Below are 15,614 nucleotides of genomic sequence, written 5' to 3'. Positions count from 1 at the left end.
ATTGAGCATAAAACCGGCTTTGTTTTATCCTTTTTTATATTTTGAAAGTGTCGTATGCAAAACGAAAAAATTGAAACAACCGAAATTTACCAAAACGATTACCTGCGCTTCTACTATGACCACCACCTTAATAGCGTAGTGCTGGAATACGGGAGCGAAAGCGAATTCCTGACCGACGAGGCATTCAAAGAGGCGATGCAGGCATATGCCACCTGGGTGGAGGCACACCGCCCCACACGCTTACTCTTGGATAACCGGCAAATGAAATATATCATATCGCCTGAAGTGCAGGCATGGGTAGTGGAAAACATATCGCCGCGCACACAGAGTATCACACGGGTGGCCGTGGTCGTGTCACCTGATTTGTTTGCCGAGATATCTACCGAGCAAGGGCTGGACGACGTACAGAAAGAAGGCACGTAGCCTTCAAACGCGTTCGTTTCAAACAATAGAAGCAGCCGCCCGCTGGTTGGTGGAGGAATAAAAAAAGGCAACTTTCTGTTGAAAGTTGCCTTTGGTGACCCGTACGGGACTCGAACCCGTGTTTCCACCGTGAAAGGGTGGCGTCCTAGACCGCTAGACGAACGGGCCTTGTTTCATTTGGTTGTGCAAAGGTAGGCTATATTTTTTTTCCTTCCAAACAAAAAGTGATTTTTTTATTCATAAACACCGCAACAGGCTGATATTCAAACCCAAACCTATTAAACCTTGTAATATTAGAATCTTTCCTACCTGCCCGAAAGACCAACCTTTTAGCAAAAAGCAGTCTTTTCAAAGGGAATAGGCACAAACAAACCTTCGAAATAAAACCTTAATGCTACATTTTCGCTTACCTTTTAATTTGTATGCATACCTACTATAATATTAAATTCGAGACCGATCACCAAATTTCCTCTTTATGATGACGGTAAAGCAAGAGTGTACAAGTATTCTCAACAATGCCTATGCCGAAATTTTTTATCACACGGAAGCCGACTGCATCGTATTGCGCTTTAAATTGGCAAGCGCCCAAATGAGCGACGCCGATTTTCAAAACGTTATGCTTACTTATGCCCAGTGGATAGAAAAACAGCAAATAAGTAAATTGTTGTTGGACAACCGCGAACTAAGATACATCGTAGTACCGGAAATGCAGGAATGGATTACCCAAAAAGTAGCTCCTCGTACCTTAAGTTTGCGGTATGTAGCCAATGTGGTATCGGAAGATATCTTTGCGGAAGTGTCTGCTGAACAAAGCATTGAAGAGTCACAAAAAATACGCCCCTTAGAAACAAACTATTTCCGCAGCACTCAAGAAGCCATCGATTGGCTTAAGCAGTGCCAATAATTTGGCAGGCACCACTGCAATTTATAAAACGGTATCGAGTGCCACTCGATACCGTTTACTTGTTCTCTGCTGCATGGGATTGTTGAGTGCATTACTCTCTTAGCATGTATCAAGCATTGCCTACAAGCTCCAATACCGGTAAGGCGTTTTTTCTGCCATCTTGCGCCAGATTCCCTTCAAATCAACCAACAAGCCCCCGTTTTGTAATAAGCCGGCAAGTGTTTGCTCATTCCATGCTTTGTATTCATTATGAGCCACAGCCAATATAACTGCTTGATAAGGACCTTGCGGGGCTTGACTCAACTGCAAACCATACTCTTCTTTTACCTCCTCCTCTTCGGCATGCGGGTCAATGACATCCACCTGCAAATGAAAAGAGCGGAGCTCGTGTATCAAATCGGCTACTTTGGAGTTGCGTATATCCTTCACATTTTCTTTGAAAGTAATGCCGGCAACCAATACTTTGGCAGTCCGCAGGTCATGCCCTTCTTCGAGTAGCAACTGTACCACACGCTTGGCCACATGTGCTGCCATGCGGTCATTGATGCCTCGTCCACTTAATATCACTTCGGGGTAATGCCCAATTGCCTTGGCTTTGTAGGTCAGATAGTAAGGGTCCACACCGATGCAGTGCCCCCCTACCAAGCCCGGCACAAAACGCAAAAAATTCCACTTGGTGCCCGCTGCTTCCAACACATCGTAGGTATTGATGTTCATCTTGTCGAAAATCATCGACAGCTCGTTCATGAGGGCAATATTCAAATCGCGCTGTGTGTTTTCTATAACCTTGGCTGCTTCTGCCACCTTAATGGAAGGGGCGCGGTGCACGCCGGCATCTACCACCAGCTCATATACCCGGGCGATGGTATCGAGTGACTCGGGGCAACAACCTGCCACCACCTTCACTATCGTGCGTAAGGTATGCTCTTTGTCGCCCGGATTGATACGCTCCGGTGAATAGCCCACCTTAAAATCGCGGCATGCCTGCAAACCGGACAGGCGCTCCAAGATAGGCACGCAGTCTTCTTCGGTACAACCCGGATACACCGTAGATTCATAAACCACATAATCGCCTTTCTTCAATACTTTTCCTACGGTTTCCGTAGCCGAAAGCAGGGGGCGCAAATCAGGCTGGGCATGGCGATCGATGGGCGTGGGTACTGCCACAATATAAAAACGTGCACGTTTTAAGTCCTCTATCCGGTCTGTAAAAACAATGTCTTTCCCTTCAAAATCGGCCGGTGGCACTTCCCCGCTCGGGTCAATGGCTTGGCGCATCATTTCAATGCGCTTGCTGTTGATGTCAAAACCAACCACCCGGGTTTTCGAGGCAAAAGCCAAAGCAATAGGCAAGCCCACATAACCTAGTCCAATCACGGCGATGGGGGCTTTTTTCTCGATAATTTCTTGATATAATTGGCTCATATTACTATTGGTGCTTTTGTGAAAAATAAAAGATGCACAAAGATAACAGTTCTCTTCATATGGGGCACTTACGACAAAAGCAGCCTTTTGTCACTTAGAGTGCGCCGCTTGATATTGCCGCAGTGCGTTCAGCCCGCCTTCAAGCACCCAAAATTCATATTGTGGATAAAGCTGCCGAAGCCGCGCTGCTGCCTGTCGTGCACGGACGCCCCCCTGACAAAGCACCACCACCGTTTGTGTATGAGTAGGCGGCACAAACTGTTGCTCCACCTGTGACAAAGGACACAAAATCCCTCCTATATTTTCCTGCGCATACTCCTCTCCCGTGCGCACATCCAGCAAGGCAAAAGGCTTCTGCTCTGCCTGCCAGCGCAAAAAATCCTCTGCTTTTAATGTCCGTACCGTGTCGGCAGAGCAAGCCCACTCTACGGGACGTATGCGGTCAAGCTGCAGGTTTTCCGGATTTGCATAAAACCGAAAACAGTTCGTTTGGTTCGTCAGCAAGTCAAGGGTCATCAGTGTGTTTACCAGGGGTTGACCAATGCCTGTCAGCAATTTAATGACTTCATTGGCCTGCCACATGCCCACAATGCCCGGTAATGTGCCCAATACACCTGCTTCGCTGCAAGCCGGCATTTCGTGTGGCAAAGGGGGCTCGGGGAACAAGCAGCGGTAGGTAGCACTTCCTTTATAGTTGAAAACCGCCACCTGCCCTTCAAAACGGAAGACTGCCCCATAAACCAATGGTTTCTGCGCAATCACACAGGCATCGTTTACCAGGTAGCGCGTAGCAAAGCTGTCGCTTCCGTCAACTACCACATCGAAACGGGCAATCAAGTCAATGGCATTGTCTGCCGTCAAAAAGAAGGGATAAACCTCATAGGCTATCAAGGGGTTGAAAGCCTTTAAACGCTCCGCTGCGGTCTCTGCTTTATTTTTGCCTATGTCGGCGGGGGTGTAAAGTGGCTGGCGCTGCAGATTAGACAAAGAGACGGTATCGCCATCGACGATGCCCAAGGTGCCCACCCCGGCAGCCGCCAAGTATTGCAACACGGGGCATCCCAAGCCACCGGCACCTACCACCAACACTTTGGCTTGCTTTAGACGCAGTTGGGCATCCAAACCAAAGCCCTGCAGGCGCAAGTGCCTGTCATATCGTAAGTTTTCTTCTGTCGAAAGCATGTTTGGCTTGATTTAAAAACAAAGAAGCATCCCAGTCCTTCCATACTGCCTCGTAGCCCTGACGGCGAATCATGGCTGCCACCTCCTGCGGACTGCGTGTGTCGTCGGTTTCAAACTGTTCAAGCGTTTGCGGGTCCACGGCATATCCCCCGGGATTGGTGCGCGAACCGGCACTCATCGAAGTAATGCCCAGTTTCAAGACGTGATCGCGAAACTTGGGCGACTCACGTGTAGAGAGTGAGAGCTCCACGTCGCCATCAAGCAGACGGTAAGCGCAAATGAGCTGCACCAGTTCGCGGTCGGTAATATGCACTTTGGGCTCAAACTCCCCTTCATGAGGGCGCAAGCGCGGAAAAGAGATAGAGTATTTTGTTTGCCAGTAGCGCCGTTTCAGATAGTCCAAATGCAGTGCCACAAAGAAGCTGTCGGTGCGCCAGTCTTCCAAGCCTATGAGTGCTCCCAAGCCTATTTTATGAATGCCGGCACGCCCCAAGCGGTCGGGCGTGTCGAGGCGGTAAAAGAAGTTTGACTTTTTCCCTTTGGGGTGATATTCTCTGTAGGTCGCCTGTCTGTAGGTTTCTTGATACACCAAGACGGCATACACCCCTTTGGCAACCAAACGGCGATAATCCGGTTCATCGAGCGGTTGCACTTCCATCGATACATTGGCAAAATGGGGCACTATCAGGTCCAAGGCATGTTCGAAATAATCCATGCCCACTGTTTTGTTGGCTTCGCCCGTTACCAGCAACACATGCTCAAAGCCCATGGCCTTGATAGCTGCTATTTCGCGCTGTATCTCGGCATCGTTCAGTGTACGGCGCGGAATTTTATTGGTGAAGCTAAACCCACAATAGGTGCATATGTTTTGGCACTCGTTCGACAAGTAAAAAGGCACATACAGACTAATGACCTTGCCAAAGCGCTGCACCGTAAGCCGGTGGCTCAGCTGTGCCATCTGTTCCAAGTAAGGCGCCGCCACAGGTGAAATAAGCGCTTTAAAGTCTTCTATGTCGCGCTTTCTTTTTGCCAAAGCCCGTTCCACGTCGGCGCTCGTTTTGCTGTATATGCTTTCTTGCACTGCCTCCCACGAATGCTGCTCAAATATTTCTCTAAAGCTCATAGCTGTGAAAGATTAAAGTTCGTCTAAGAATTGGGTAAGCGGGCTGGTAGGCGAAGCCTTGAGACCTGCAGCTGCCGGTTTAGCTTCATAAGCCATGCGCCCGGCTTCCACTGCCAAACGGAATGCCTTGGCCATCAACACGGGGTCATCGGCAGCGGCTATTGCCGTATTGACCAAGACGGCATCGGCGCCCAACTCCATTGCCCAAGCGGCATCGGAAGGGGTACCTATGCCGGCATCTACTACTACCGGCACGTTGCTCTGCTCAATGATGATTTCCAAAAACACCTTGGTTTCCAAGCCGAGGTTGCTCCCGATGGGTGCCCCCAGAGGCATGACTGCGGCGGCGCCGGCTTCTTCCAGACGCTTGCACAACACCGGGTCGGCATGCACATAAGGCAGCACCACAAAGCCGCGCTTTGCCAGCTCGGCAGTGGCTTTGAGTGTTTCCACCGGGTCGGGCATCAGATAGCGCGGGTCAGGGTGTATTTCCAGTTTCACCCAGTGGGTTTCCAGCGCCTCGCGCGCCAGCTCGGCTGCAAACACTGCCTCTTCGGCCGTGCGCACGCCCGACGTATTGGGCAACAGGTTCAGGCCTTCCCAGTTCAAGTAGGGCAAAATATCGTCGTCTTTTTCTTGCATGTCCACCCGTTTCAAAGCGACGGTTACCAGTTCCGACCCACTGGCCTGCAGGGCTTCCTGCATAACACGGGCATTGCTAAATTTGCCGGTGCCCGTAAACAAACGCGAATGAAATACTTTATCGGCTATTTTCAACATGGTTTTTTCTGCTTTTATGATGAATGATTGGATGAGCGAAGCAGTGCCGCTTCGATGGCATCGAGCACCCGGCGGGCTTGTGCTTTCCGGTCGGGTGCATGTGCTATCAAGGAAGAAAGGGCAATGCCCCACACGCCTGTTTGCAGCAAGGCAGGGATATCGTCCAGGCGAATGCCGCCAATAGCAATGACGGGCAGCTGTATGCCGGCTGTTTTCATTTGTTGCACAATTTGCCGGTAGCCTTCCAAACCCAAAACTGGGCTTAGTTTTTCTTTGGTCCGGGTGAAACGATAAGGCCCCAGCCCCACGTAGCTAAGCGGGTGGCGCGCATGGGCTTGTATGTCTTCAAACGTATTGGCAGTAGCACCAACAAAAGCTGTCTTCCCCATATGCTCAAATACTTCTGCCAAAGGCATGTCTTCTTTTCCTACATGTACGCCATCGGCTCCTGTGCGGGCAGCGACCTCCACATAGTCGTTCAGGATAAGGCAGGCGCCGGCACTCCGTGTCATTTCCAAGGCACGGCGGGCGGTCTCTTCCACCACCGTCAAAGGTTGTTTTTTCATACGCAGCTGTACCCAACGTACACCTGCTGCCAGCACGTCCTCTATCTGACGAAGGTGTTCGTCCGGTGTATCGCCTTGAGTGATAAAGTGCAAGCGTGCTACATCTGAATAGTTTGAAGTGTTTTCCATGCTTTTACAGGGTCTTTGGCGTTCCATATGTAGCCCAGCACGGCCGCTCTGCGGATGCCCAAGCGGGCAAGCCGGGGCAAATGCTGTGGCGCGATGCCCCCTAAAGCCACCACTTTGTCGAGCGGGCAATGCGCCGGTGGCTGCCACAGTGCCTCACTGGCAGCATATCCCTGCTTTGAGAGGCTATCGAAAAAAGGGCTCAGCCACAGGTAGTCATAATGTGCGTAAAGAGCGCCGTATTCTTCATAACTATGCACCGAACAACCGCGTAAAGGGGCGTTGGTTGCCTGTGCCTGTTTCCCGTGAAAGCCTGCCAAGGCGTAATGCTTCAACAGCCCGGGATGGGCATGCAATATGATGCGCGAGTGATAAGCGGCAGGCAGGCTATCCAGGAAAGCGGCGGTCTGCCACATACTCCAATGTTTTTTTCGCAAGTGCAGACGCTGCACGCCGGCTTCCAAAAGCGCCAACAGCTGTGCCTGCTCACCGGGCCGGTCGTCCGGTGAGCAGATGACAGCTATTTCAAAGCCTCCGGTCTTAGAGATAAATCTCTTTTCCTTTTGCTTTAAATTCATCGGCTTTCTCTTTCATGCCCTCTTCTATGGCTTTCTGCTCATCCAAGCCTTTTTCTTCGGCATACTTGCGCACGTCTTGTGTGATTTTCATAGAGCAGAAGTGAGGACCACACATAGAGCAGAAGTGGGCTACTTTGGCTCCTTCGGCAGGCAAAGTCTCATCGTGGAATTCGCGGGCAGTGTCAGGGTCAAGCGACAGGTTGAACTGGTCTTCCCAACGGAACTCAAAGCGAGCCTTACTTAAGACGTTGTCGCGATACTGGGCGCCCGGGTGCCCTTTTGCAAGGTCAGCGGCATGGGCTGCTATTTTGTAGGTAATTACACCGTCTTTTACGTCTTTTTTATTGGGCAGCCCCAAGTGTTCTTTGGGTGTCACGTAGCAAAGCATGGCGGTACCAAACCAACCAATCATGGCGGCGCCAATAGCCGAGGTAATGTGGTCGTAACCGGGTGCAATGTCGGTGGTCAAAGGACCTAAGGTATAGAACGGGGCTTCATGGCATATTTCCAACTGCTTGTCCATGTTTTCCTTAATCAGATGCATGGGCACGTGTCCCGGTCCTTCAATCATTACCTGCACATCATGCTTCCAGGCGATTTTGGTCAGCTCGCCCAAGGTTTCCAGTTCGGCAAACTGCGCTTCGTCGTTGGCATCGGCAATAGAACCGGGCCGCAAGCCATCCCCTAACGAAATGGACACGTCGTAGGCTTTGAGTATCTCACAGATTTCTTCGAAGTGGGTATAGAGGAAGTTCTCTTTGTGGTGTGCCAGACACCATTTCGCCAAGATAGAGCCCCCACGCGACACAATGCCGGTAATGCGCTTGGCAGTGAGCGGTATGTAGCGCAACAACACACCGGCATGGATGGTGAAATAGTCCACGCCCTGCTCGCATTGTTCAATCAGCGTGTCACGATAGATTTCCCAAGTGAGTTCTTCGGCTTTCCCCCCTACCTTTTCCAGTGCCTGATAAATGGGCACGGTACCTATAGGCACGGGCGAGTTGCGCAGAATCCATTCGCGTGTTTCGTGTATGTTGGCACCGGTCGAAAGGTCCATGATGGTATCGGCGCCCCAACGGCATGCCCACACGGCTTTTTCCACCTCTTCTTCTATTGATGAAGTCACCGCCGAGTTGCCTATGTTGGCGTTGATTTTTACCAAGAAGTTGCGCCCGATAATCATCGGTTCCGATTCGGGGTGGTTGATGTTGGCAGGAATGATAGCCCGCCCACGTGCTACTTCGTCGCGCACAAACTCGGGCGTGATCACTTCGGGAATGGAAGCACCAAAGCTGTTGCCTTTGTGTTGCTTCCAGAGCGCATTGAATTGGTTGCTCTTCGAGCGCATCTCATCGATGCGCATGTTTTCCCGGATGGCCACATACTCCATTTCCGGCGTAATGATGCCCTGTTTGGCATAGTGCATCTGCGTGACAATTTTTCCGGGCTTGGCGCGTAAAGGTTTACGGATATGCTCAAAGCGCAAGTGCGCCAGCTTGGGGTCGGTCAGGCGTTGTTTGCCGTAGTCGGAAGTAGGCGCTTCCAATTCTTCCACGTCGCCACGCGCACGTATCCACTCTTCGCGCAAGCGCGGCAGCCCTTTGGTAATGTCTATTTCAACGTTGGGGTCGGTGTAAGGTCCGCTGGTATCATAAACGGTAATGGGCGGGTTTTCTTCGCGTTTTTCCACGCCATTGAACTTGGTCACGGTATCGTGCAGGGTGATTTCACGCATCGCCACCTTGATGGGATGCAACTTGCCTTCTACATATATCTTGCGAGAACAAGGAAATGGTTCGCGGGTAATGACCGCCTGATTGGGTTTTTGTTGTTGTTTCTTCATAACAGTGCTTTTAATTGTTGAACGATGAAAAAGAATCACCCACCTTGGGTGGCTCTGATAAGAGTGATACGATCATTTTCTTGGAGGATATGCTCAGCCCACTTGCTTTTGGGTACTACCTGCTCATTCACCGCCAAGGCTATGCCGCGGTGTTGTTCTATGCCCAATAAATCAAGCAGTGCGGTGAGGGTGGTTTGGGGTGGGATACTGCGTTCTTCCCGGTTTACTTGTATGCGTATTTGTTGCATGCGCTTATGCTTTTTGTACAGGTGAAAGCCTAAGCACCTTATGGAGGATGTGCCCAACCGGGAAGCAACAGAAAAGCGGGGATGCCCCCTTCACTTACTTTGCTGTTGCACCTGTTCCCTTCGCCGGTATTACCCGGATCAGGTAGTGAGGGTATTTTCTCAGCCCAACCGGCAGTGGTTGAGCACCCCTAAGGTGCTGCGTGTTAAAAACAAAGTTAAAAAAAGATTGGTTTGCTGCAAAACAAAAAAGGGGCTTTTGCAGCCCCTTCGTTATATTCTTGTCCGGCTTTTCACCGGGCAAGCAGATTAGTGCTTCGAAAAGTACTCAGCTACGCCTTCGCGGTTGGGCTTCATAGCCTCTTCGCCTTCTTTCCAGTTGGCAGGGCACACTTCGCCATGCTTTTCTACATAACGGATGGCATCCAGGATGCGCAATGCCTCGTCGATATTGCGACCCAAGGGGAAGTCATTGATTACTTGATGACGCACGATACCTTCTTTGTCGATGATGAAAGTACCACGCAAAGCGATGGGAGCACCTACAAAGATTTGATTACCTTCTTCGTCGTAGTCATAGTGTCCGGCCAATACGCCGTAGTTCATGGCAATGGTCTTCGAAGCATCGGCTACCAGCGGATAGGTAACGCCCTGAATACCACCTTGGTTCTTGGGGGTGTTCAACCAAGCCAAGTGCACCTCTTCGGTGTCGGTAGAGCAACCTACCACTACGGCATCGCGTTTTTCAAACTCGGCAAGTTTCTCTTGGAATGCCAAGATTTCAGTAGGACACACGAAGGTGAAGTCTTTCGGGTAGAAGAAAAACACCACGTATTTTTTGCCAAGATACTGCTCCAGAGAGAAGTTTTCCACGATTTCTTCGCCGTTTATAACAGCAGGAGCAGTAAATTTCGGGGCTTTTTGCAATACCAAGTTCATAGTTTGTCTTGTTTTTTTATGGTTTGATTTGAATAAAAACGATTCCGGTTAAATGAAAAAGAAGTTATGCTTCTGTATCCGGCTTGGATGCCTGACGGCGCGCGGTGATTTGCAGCTGCACACCTACAACCTCCAAGCCGGGCAATTGTTTCTTTTTTAAGTATTCTGCAAGCAAGGCATTCAGCTCGGCATCATCCCAATCCATAATTTCGCCGGTGTCTTCGCAAAAAATATGGTGGTGCATGTCCATGCGGGCATCGAAACGCAGGGTGCCGTCTTCGCATGGCACACGGCGAATCAAGCCTTTTTCTACAAAAGTATCCAGTGTTTTATAGACCGTTCCCAAAGAGATGGTCGGATGGTCGGGTAAAATAATACGGTACAATTGCTCGGCACTTAAATGTTGGCGGCTATCATGCAGCGCCTTATATATTACCAAACGTTGCTGGGTTGCCTTTAAGCCTGCTTCTGCCAATTTCCCCTGAATATCAACTAAACGAATGCTCACTGCTAATAAGGAATTTATATTACTTCACACTTTTTTGCAAATCTACACATTAAACGCCGGACTGTCAAGTGAGGTTCCCTGTGACCCGCCGGGTCCATTGTTAAGGTCGTGCAAAAAAAACTATTTAAAGTCGCAACCTTACAACTGAATTTGCTTTTTTACAAATTGCCTGTAATTTTGGCTTGTCTTTCATCAGAGAACCAAATTTAAATACTTGTCTATGGAAATTGCTATCATATCCGTTTTTGTAGTGGGTTATCTTGGCATTGCTCTGGAGCACCCCATACGCATCAATAAAACAGCAACGGCGATCCTCACTGCTGCCATCTGCTGGACTATTTTTGCCCTCTTTTCGCACGATATTCACCACGTGGAAGAAGGACTTAGTGAGCACCTGAAAGAAGCCGCCGAAATTCTGTTTTTCTTGATGGGTGCCATGACCATCGTGGAATTCATAGATGTACATGAAGGGTTCCGCCTGATTACCGACCGCATACGCACCAAAGATGCCACAAGACTCCTTTGGATTATCTCTTTGGTTACCTTTTTCCTGTCGCCTATACTGGACAACCTCACCACTTCTATAGTGATGATGTCTTTGACACAAAAGCTCATCAGCGATCGTGAGCGTCGCCTTTTCTTCGGCGGTATGATAGTGATTGCCGCCAATGCAGGTGGTGCCTGGTCGCCCATGGGTGATGTAACCACCACCATGCTCTGGATTAAACAATTCATTACGGCACAAGGCGTGGTCACCTCTTTGTTCTTCCCCAGCCTGGTTTGCCTGCTGGTACCCCTGGCCGTTACTTCGCTCATGATGCCCAAGGCGGAAGTAGTACGCCCCGAGCACACCAAAGGCAGCAACGGCGAATATGAAAACCTTGCCGGCAGCCGCGCCATGCTCATCACGGGCATACTCGCACTTATTTCCGTGCCTGTATTCAAAACCATCACCCACTTGCCGCCCTATATGGGCATGATGTTGGGTTTGAGCATCGTTTGGATTGTATCGGAAGTAATCAACAGTGATAAAGACGAAGAAGAGCGCAAAGAGTTTTCGGCTGCCAAAGCTCTGTCCCGCATCGACACCGCCAGCATCCTTTTCTTCTTTGGTATTCTGCTTGCTATTGGCAGCTTGCAAGAGATTGGGGCTTTGCGTGCCATGGCCGAATGGCTGGACAATACACTGCACAACCCGGTATTTATCAACTTGATCATCGGCGTGCTTTCGGCTATCATCGATAACGTGCCTTTGGTTGCCGGTGCCATGGGGATGTATGACCTTGCCCCTGAGGGCATCTTTGCCACCGATGGTCTTTTCTGGGAATTTCTTGCTTATACTGCCGGTACCGGTGGCAGCCTGCTCATCATTGGCTCGGCGGCCGGCGTGGCAGTTATGGGCATGGAGAAAATAGACTTCATCTGGTATTTGCGAAAAATGACACTCTTGGCATTGATTGGTTATTTGGCCGGTGCTATGGTGTACTTGCTTATTGAGCACTTCGACACGGTGGCGGCTATGTTTTAAGGCTGCCGAAGAGCTACTTGTTAAAGCCTAAAAAACACATATAAAGCCTTCCTGCATAGGAAGGCTTTTGTATTTTATGGCAGGCGAAGCATTGAGATTGTTGCTATACTCCGGGGGAATATTCCTATCTCACCCCGGCTTTACTACAAAGCGGCTGCCGGCAGGCATCGCCCTCATGCAGCGCTTCATAAGCAGGGAAGCAGGATACAAGAAGAGTGAATAACATCTACAACATTTTGCAATAAAAAAAAATCACTAAAAAACTTGCAAGCATATATATATATATATGCACTGTAAACCAAAATTCAACACATATGAAAAGGATCAAAAACATCTTAGCCTTAGCCCTGCTTGCAAGTGCAGCAGGCGTCCCCCATTTGTTCGCTCAAATCGAGTTAGAGCCTGTTGTTATTGAATGCACTAAGTTGGGAAGCTGCCAAATAGGTCTCTACACCGTAGATTTGTGGGAGTGCAACGGAGAAGTAGAGGCAGACGTGTATATCAAGTAAAATCAGGGCAGATAGCCGTTTGGCTTTTAAAGTGCAAACGGCTATCTTTTGACTTTAAACTTACCCCTACCATGTCTATATTGGATATACGCAAACTTTCCGTCAACCATAGCGGCAAACAACTACTCAAAAACATTGTGCTGCAGGTGCCAAGTGGGCAGGCTGTATGCATATTAGGAAAAAATGGCGCCGGGAAATCCACCCTAATGCGTGCACTGACCGGCTTTTACCCGCATTTCGAGGGCGATGCCATCGTAGCAGGCTGCTCGTTGCGTCATCACCCGCGCAGGAAATACATGCAGGGTATCGGCGGAATTATTGAAACGCCGGCACTATATGACCACCTGAGTGTGGAGGAGAACCTGCGGGTGGTTGCCCAATACTATCCCAAAGAAACCGGCATTACGGCAAACCGCATCCAAGAGGTGTTGGTTATGGTTGGCTTGCAAGATGAAAGACAAAAGCGTGTACGGGCGTTGTCACAGGGCAAGCGCCAACGCTTGGGCTTGGCTATTGCCATCTTGCACCGCCCCAAAGTGGTGCTACTCGATGAGCCCACCTCTAACCTGGACCCTGCTTTTATGCAGTCGTGGTATGCGCTCATCCGGCAACTGAAAGAAAAAGAGCAAATAAGCTTCCTCATCAACACCCATAACTTTCATGAGGTGGAGGAAGTAGCCGACAGCTGGGTAATCTTAAAGGAAGGCGAAATTGTTTTTCGAAGTGAAGACCCGGCAGCTGCCCAAGAAACGGACAGCCCCCTTCCTCTCAGCATAAAAGACATTTTCCTGGCAGTTCATCAAGAAGCATAATATGCGATATCTCAAAGCAGAGTATCTCAAACAGCGCCATACACTCACCCACAAGGCTTTACTACTATTGGTTGCTTTTGCACCTTGGATATACAGCCTGACCAAAGCTGCTAATTTCTGGCATTCGGCTTTTGCAAGGTGGCAAAATAATACCGGCTTCAAAGAGCCACTTGTCTATTTTCTCACCAAAGGATCTTGGGTGTTTGCCCCTTTATGGCTGATAGTCGTCCCCGCACTATGGCATGCTGCCATAAGCATAGACAAACCGTCCAAAGCACACTGGGCATTGCTATGGTGGATGCCCGTCCGCCCCGGAGAGGTATTTAAAAGCAAGCTGCTTTGGACAAGCCTGTGTACCATCATTTTATGGGTGGCATTTTCACTAAGTCTCGGCGGCTGTGTATTGTACTATGAGGAGGAGCTCCGGCATACTACGGCATTAGACTTTTGGCTATTTTGCCTGCGGCTTCTCCCCGTCTTGCTGCTTTACTTATGCTTTATAGTGGTGTTGTTTTTGTGGTTTCCACGCCACTGGCCCTTGCTTACAACCGGCAGTGTATTGCTTGCTTTGCTTTTGCCCACCCCGCCCGCCTACTTGCCTGCTGTCGTTTGGAACAGGGCATTTATCTTATCCGGCATGTCGCTTACCACCTTGACCGTCTTTTGGCTTTTGCTGCCGCCTGCTTTGCTTGCCTACACTCTCCTGATAGCTCAAAAGCACGCTCTTTTTTATTATACACTAAACAAATGAAACAAGTATGAAAAGCCTTTGGATAAAACGCTACCGTCATGCTTTAGCCGCAATTGCCACGAGCATGGCTTGTGCCCTGCTACTGATGCTTGTTTTGCTTTTTGCCAAGCAAGAAGCAAGTCCTTGGCTCAGTCCCCACATGCAGTGGGTCGTCTTCATCCCGGTATTTGCCATGGGGCTGATACCGCTTACACAGCTTGTCTTTTTTGCTTATTTCTACCTCTATGAACACACAGAAGCACGACAAAAAGGAAGACGAAGATACCTGCTGCTGCCTGTCAATTTTTTTGAGCTTTATCTTCATCGCCTGCAAGCCGGCACTTTACTGCTGGGTAGCTATTATCTGGTGATTATGCTTTTCTATGCTTTATTAAGCAGCCTGCTCAAAGGCTTTTCTTTGTCGCAAACTATACCGCTCTGTTTACAACTGGGGACCGGCTTTCTGGGCACCCAAATCGGCTATTTGTCTTTGGTGGTGTTGTTGTCTATGCTACTGCCGCCCACGCGCATATGGGGCGCCATCCAACTGCTTGCAGGCTTACTGCTTATCCCGGTACATGAGCTGCTGCCTTGCAGTACGGCATTCGGCTTTGCCAAGGCTTCGCTGGAGCTTATACAACGCCCCATGGCAGAGCTACTGCCCCCCTACCTCATAACAAGTCTCCTGTACTTGATGGCTTGTACGGCTATTGCCTATTTCAAAAGAAAAACATTGTTTCAACTATATACCCGATGAACATGCGACGCTTTCTCCCCGACATAGAAGCCATCGCTTGGATATGGCTTGCCCACGCACTTGTGTTTTTGTTGAACCACCTCTGGGACATAGAGCTCCCCGGGCTGCTCCTGCTTGCTTTCTTCTTGCTTGCCTACACAGCTACCGGCATACGGGTATTGTACCGTTCAGCTAAAGCACAAAGACGCAAACTCTTTTGGACCATCACCTTGAGTCTTTTTTTGGGCATGACCGCTTGGGACCTCAGCCGCTGGGCTTTTTATCATTGGGTAGAGCCCGATGCCAAAAGCCGGCAGGTAGAGCAAGCCATGGAACGATGGCAGGAGCGCTTTCGGCAAAGAGGCAGGACAGTGAGTCCGGAAGAAATAGAGGCGCAAAGAGAAAACTTCCTTGCCTCTTACGAGCAGCCCCTGCGCATAAGCTCGGTCGGAGGCAACTTATTCATGGCTTTTGTCATAGGCGGCATATGCATGGGGGTTGCCCCTGCCTTAGATGGCAAGAATTCATGAGCATGAATGCAGTGCGGGGTTCCCACAAACCACGATACCATATAAGCACCCATCTATTCTTTTCCTTTCAAGACAGGTAGAAAGCGATACACCCTGCCGGCTGCAACTGCCAACAGGGCGTGAG

Annotated in this window: 18 protein-coding genes, 1 tRNA gene and 1 riboswitch; of the genes, 8 read left to right on the top strand and 11 right to left on the bottom strand. The window is 49.7% G+C overall.

Translation table 11 applies throughout. From position 1 onward, the window contains the following. Positions 1–54 precede the first annotated feature (54 nt). Positions 55–423: a hypothetical protein gene (locus QVE43_RS11495; protein WP_288007287.1), complete on the top strand. Its 369-nt coding sequence runs from the start codon at positions 55–57 to the stop codon at positions 421–423. Between the two features lie 92 nt (positions 424–515). Here QVE43_RS11495 and QVE43_RS11490 read toward each other — a convergent pair. Continuing rightward, positions 516–591, bottom strand: a tRNA-Glu gene (locus QVE43_RS11490). 307 nt (positions 592–898) lie between these two features. Between QVE43_RS11490 and QVE43_RS11485 the strand changes: the two genes are divergently transcribed. Continuing rightward, the gene (locus QVE43_RS11485) at positions 899–1,327 is read left to right on the top strand and encodes a hypothetical protein (RefSeq protein WP_288007285.1); all 429 of its coding nucleotides are present in this window, start codon (positions 899–901) and stop codon (positions 1,325–1,327) included. A 120-nt stretch (positions 1,328–1,447) separates the two neighbouring features. Here the strand turns inward: QVE43_RS11485 and QVE43_RS11480 are convergent, their stop codons facing one another. From QVE43_RS11480 to QVE43_RS11435, 10 genes are all read right to left on the bottom strand, one after another. Next, on the bottom strand, positions 1,448–2,752 hold the full coding sequence (locus QVE43_RS11480; protein WP_038031452.1) for a nucleotide sugar dehydrogenase: 1,305 nt from the start codon (positions 2,750–2,752) through the stop codon (positions 1,448–1,450). A gap of 90 nt (positions 2,753–2,842) precedes the next feature. Beyond that, entirely contained in the window at positions 2,843–3,934 is a 1,092-nt protein-coding gene (moeB, locus tag QVE43_RS11475; RefSeq protein ID WP_288007282.1) for a molybdopterin-synthase adenylyltransferase MoeB, read from the bottom strand. Further along, positions 3,903–5,057: a 2-iminoacetate synthase ThiH gene (gene thiH, locus QVE43_RS11470; RefSeq protein ID WP_288007279.1), complete on the bottom strand. Its 1,155-nt coding sequence runs from the start codon at positions 5,055–5,057 to the stop codon at positions 3,903–3,905. The genes moeB and thiH overlap by 32 nt, the downstream gene beginning before the upstream one ends. 12 nt (positions 5,058–5,069) lie before the next feature. Beyond that, on the bottom strand, positions 5,070–5,837 hold the full coding sequence (locus QVE43_RS11465; RefSeq protein ID WP_038031450.1) for a thiazole synthase: 768 nt from the start codon (positions 5,835–5,837) through the stop codon (positions 5,070–5,072). 14 nt (positions 5,838–5,851) lie between these two features. After that, positions 5,852–6,532 carry a thiamine phosphate synthase gene (locus QVE43_RS11460; protein WP_288007277.1) on the bottom strand — a complete coding sequence of 227 codons (681 nt, stop codon included), beginning with the start codon at positions 6,530–6,532 and terminating at the stop codon, positions 5,852–5,854. Beyond that, entirely contained in the window at positions 6,502–7,107 is a 606-nt protein-coding gene (locus QVE43_RS11455; RefSeq protein WP_288007275.1) for a thiamine phosphate synthase, read from the bottom strand. Before QVE43_RS11455 ends, QVE43_RS11460 begins: the two co-directional genes overlap by 31 nt. Next, complete coding sequence (gene thiC, locus QVE43_RS11450; RefSeq protein ID WP_288007273.1) at positions 7,070–8,953, bottom strand: phosphomethylpyrimidine synthase ThiC; 1,884 nt, start codon at positions 8,951–8,953, stop codon at positions 7,070–7,072. Before thiC ends, QVE43_RS11455 begins: the two co-directional genes overlap by 38 nt. 35 nt (positions 8,954–8,988) lie before the next feature. Further along, positions 8,989–9,201, bottom strand: a complete 213-nt coding sequence (gene thiS / locus QVE43_RS11445; RefSeq protein ID WP_071837480.1) for a sulfur carrier protein ThiS — start codon at positions 9,199–9,201, stop codon at positions 8,989–8,991. 97 nt (positions 9,202–9,298) lie between these two features. Then, positions 9,299–9,401: riboswitch (TPP riboswitch) on the bottom strand. Between the two features lie 106 nt (positions 9,402–9,507). Next, entirely contained in the window at positions 9,508–10,137 is a 630-nt protein-coding gene (locus QVE43_RS11440) for a peroxiredoxin (RefSeq protein ID WP_288007270.1), read from the bottom strand. A 64-nt stretch (positions 10,138–10,201) separates the two neighbouring features. After that, entirely contained in the window at positions 10,202–10,645 is a 444-nt protein-coding gene (locus tag QVE43_RS11435) for a Fur family transcriptional regulator (RefSeq protein WP_038031442.1), read from the bottom strand. A gap of 220 nt (positions 10,646–10,865) precedes the next feature. On the opposite strand from QVE43_RS11435, the gene nhaD reads away from it, so the two are divergent. From nhaD to QVE43_RS11405, 6 genes are all read left to right on the top strand, one after another. After that, a complete protein-coding gene (gene nhaD / locus QVE43_RS11430) occupies positions 10,866–12,173 on the top strand; it encodes a sodium:proton antiporter NhaD (protein WP_288007267.1) in 1,308 nt (435 codons plus the stop codon). 314 nt (positions 12,174–12,487) lie between these two features. Beyond that, a complete protein-coding gene (locus QVE43_RS11425) occupies positions 12,488–12,682 on the top strand; it encodes a hypothetical protein (protein WP_288007265.1) in 195 nt (64 codons plus the stop codon). A gap of 71 nt (positions 12,683–12,753) precedes the next feature. Further along, positions 12,754–13,494, top strand: a complete 741-nt coding sequence (locus QVE43_RS11420) for an ABC transporter ATP-binding protein (protein WP_051633270.1) — start codon at positions 12,754–12,756, stop codon at positions 13,492–13,494. 1 nt (position 13,495) lies between these two features. Next, the gene (locus QVE43_RS11415; protein WP_038031439.1) at positions 13,496–14,245 is read left to right on the top strand and encodes a hypothetical protein; all 750 of its coding nucleotides are present in this window, start codon (positions 13,496–13,498) and stop codon (positions 14,243–14,245) included. Between the two features lie 7 nt (positions 14,246–14,252). Continuing rightward, positions 14,253–14,981, top strand: a complete 729-nt coding sequence (locus tag QVE43_RS11410) for a hypothetical protein (RefSeq protein WP_038031438.1) — start codon at positions 14,253–14,255, stop codon at positions 14,979–14,981. Between the two features lie 2 nt (positions 14,982–14,983). Next, the gene (locus QVE43_RS11405) at positions 14,984–15,490 is read left to right on the top strand and encodes a hypothetical protein (RefSeq protein ID WP_157630107.1); all 507 of its coding nucleotides are present in this window, start codon (positions 14,984–14,986) and stop codon (positions 15,488–15,490) included. Positions 15,491–15,614 lie beyond the last annotated feature (124 nt).

This window comes from Thermonema sp. (assembly GCF_026003375.1).
In the GTDB taxonomy this organism is placed as follows: Bacteria; Bacteroidota; Bacteroidia; order Cytophagales; family Thermonemataceae; genus Thermonema; species Thermonema rossianum.
The sequence above is the reverse complement of the archived record's forward strand: the minus strand, read 5'-3'. Positions and strand labels throughout refer to the sequence as shown.

Bases quoted from the DNA above. Each gene is read 5' to 3' on its own strand.
- moeB (WP_288007282.1), bottom strand. From the start codon at position 3,934: ATGCTTTCGACAGAAGAAAACTTACGATATGACAGGCACTTGCGCCTG.
- thiS (WP_071837480.1), bottom strand. From the start codon at position 9,201: ATGCAACAAATACGCATACAAGTAAACCGGGAAGAACGCAGTATCCCA.
- QVE43_RS11415 (WP_038031439.1), top strand. From the start codon at position 13,496: ATGCGATATCTCAAAGCAGAGTATCTCAAACAGCGCCATACACTCACC.
- QVE43_RS11495 (WP_288007287.1), top strand. From the start codon at position 55: ATGCAAAACGAAAAAATTGAAACAACCGAAATTTACCAAAACGATTAC.
- nhaD (WP_288007267.1), top strand. From the start codon at position 10,866: ATGGAAATTGCTATCATATCCGTTTTTGTAGTGGGTTATCTTGGCATT.
- QVE43_RS11440 (WP_288007270.1), bottom strand. From the start codon at position 10,137: ATGAACTTGGTATTGCAAAAAGCCCCGAAATTTACTGCTCCTGCTGTT.
- QVE43_RS11480 (WP_038031452.1), bottom strand. From the start codon at position 2,752: ATGAGCCAATTATATCAAGAAATTATCGAGAAAAAAGCCCCCATCGCC.
- QVE43_RS11455 (WP_288007275.1), bottom strand. From the start codon at position 7,107: ATGAATTTAAAGCAAAAGGAAAAGAGATTTATCTCTAAGACCGGAGGC.
- QVE43_RS11425 (WP_288007265.1), top strand. From the start codon at position 12,488: ATGAAAAGGATCAAAAACATCTTAGCCTTAGCCCTGCTTGCAAGTGCA.
- thiH (WP_288007279.1), bottom strand. From the start codon at position 5,057: ATGAGCTTTAGAGAAATATTTGAGCAGCATTCGTGGGAGGCAGTGCAA.
- QVE43_RS11405 (WP_157630107.1), top strand. From the start codon at position 14,984: ATGCGACGCTTTCTCCCCGACATAGAAGCCATCGCTTGGATATGGCTT.
- QVE43_RS11485 (WP_288007285.1), top strand. From the start codon at position 899: ATGATGACGGTAAAGCAAGAGTGTACAAGTATTCTCAACAATGCCTAT.
- QVE43_RS11420 (WP_051633270.1), top strand. From the start codon at position 12,754: ATGTCTATATTGGATATACGCAAACTTTCCGTCAACCATAGCGGCAAA.
- thiC (WP_288007273.1), bottom strand. From the start codon at position 8,953: ATGAAGAAACAACAACAAAAACCCAATCAGGCGGTCATTACCCGCGAA.
- QVE43_RS11465 (WP_038031450.1), bottom strand. From the start codon at position 5,837: ATGTTGAAAATAGCCGATAAAGTATTTCATTCGCGTTTGTTTACGGGC.
- QVE43_RS11460 (WP_288007277.1), bottom strand. From the start codon at position 6,532: ATGGAAAACACTTCAAACTATTCAGATGTAGCACGCTTGCACTTTATC.
- QVE43_RS11410 (WP_038031438.1), top strand. From the start codon at position 14,253: ATGAAAAGCCTTTGGATAAAACGCTACCGTCATGCTTTAGCCGCAATT.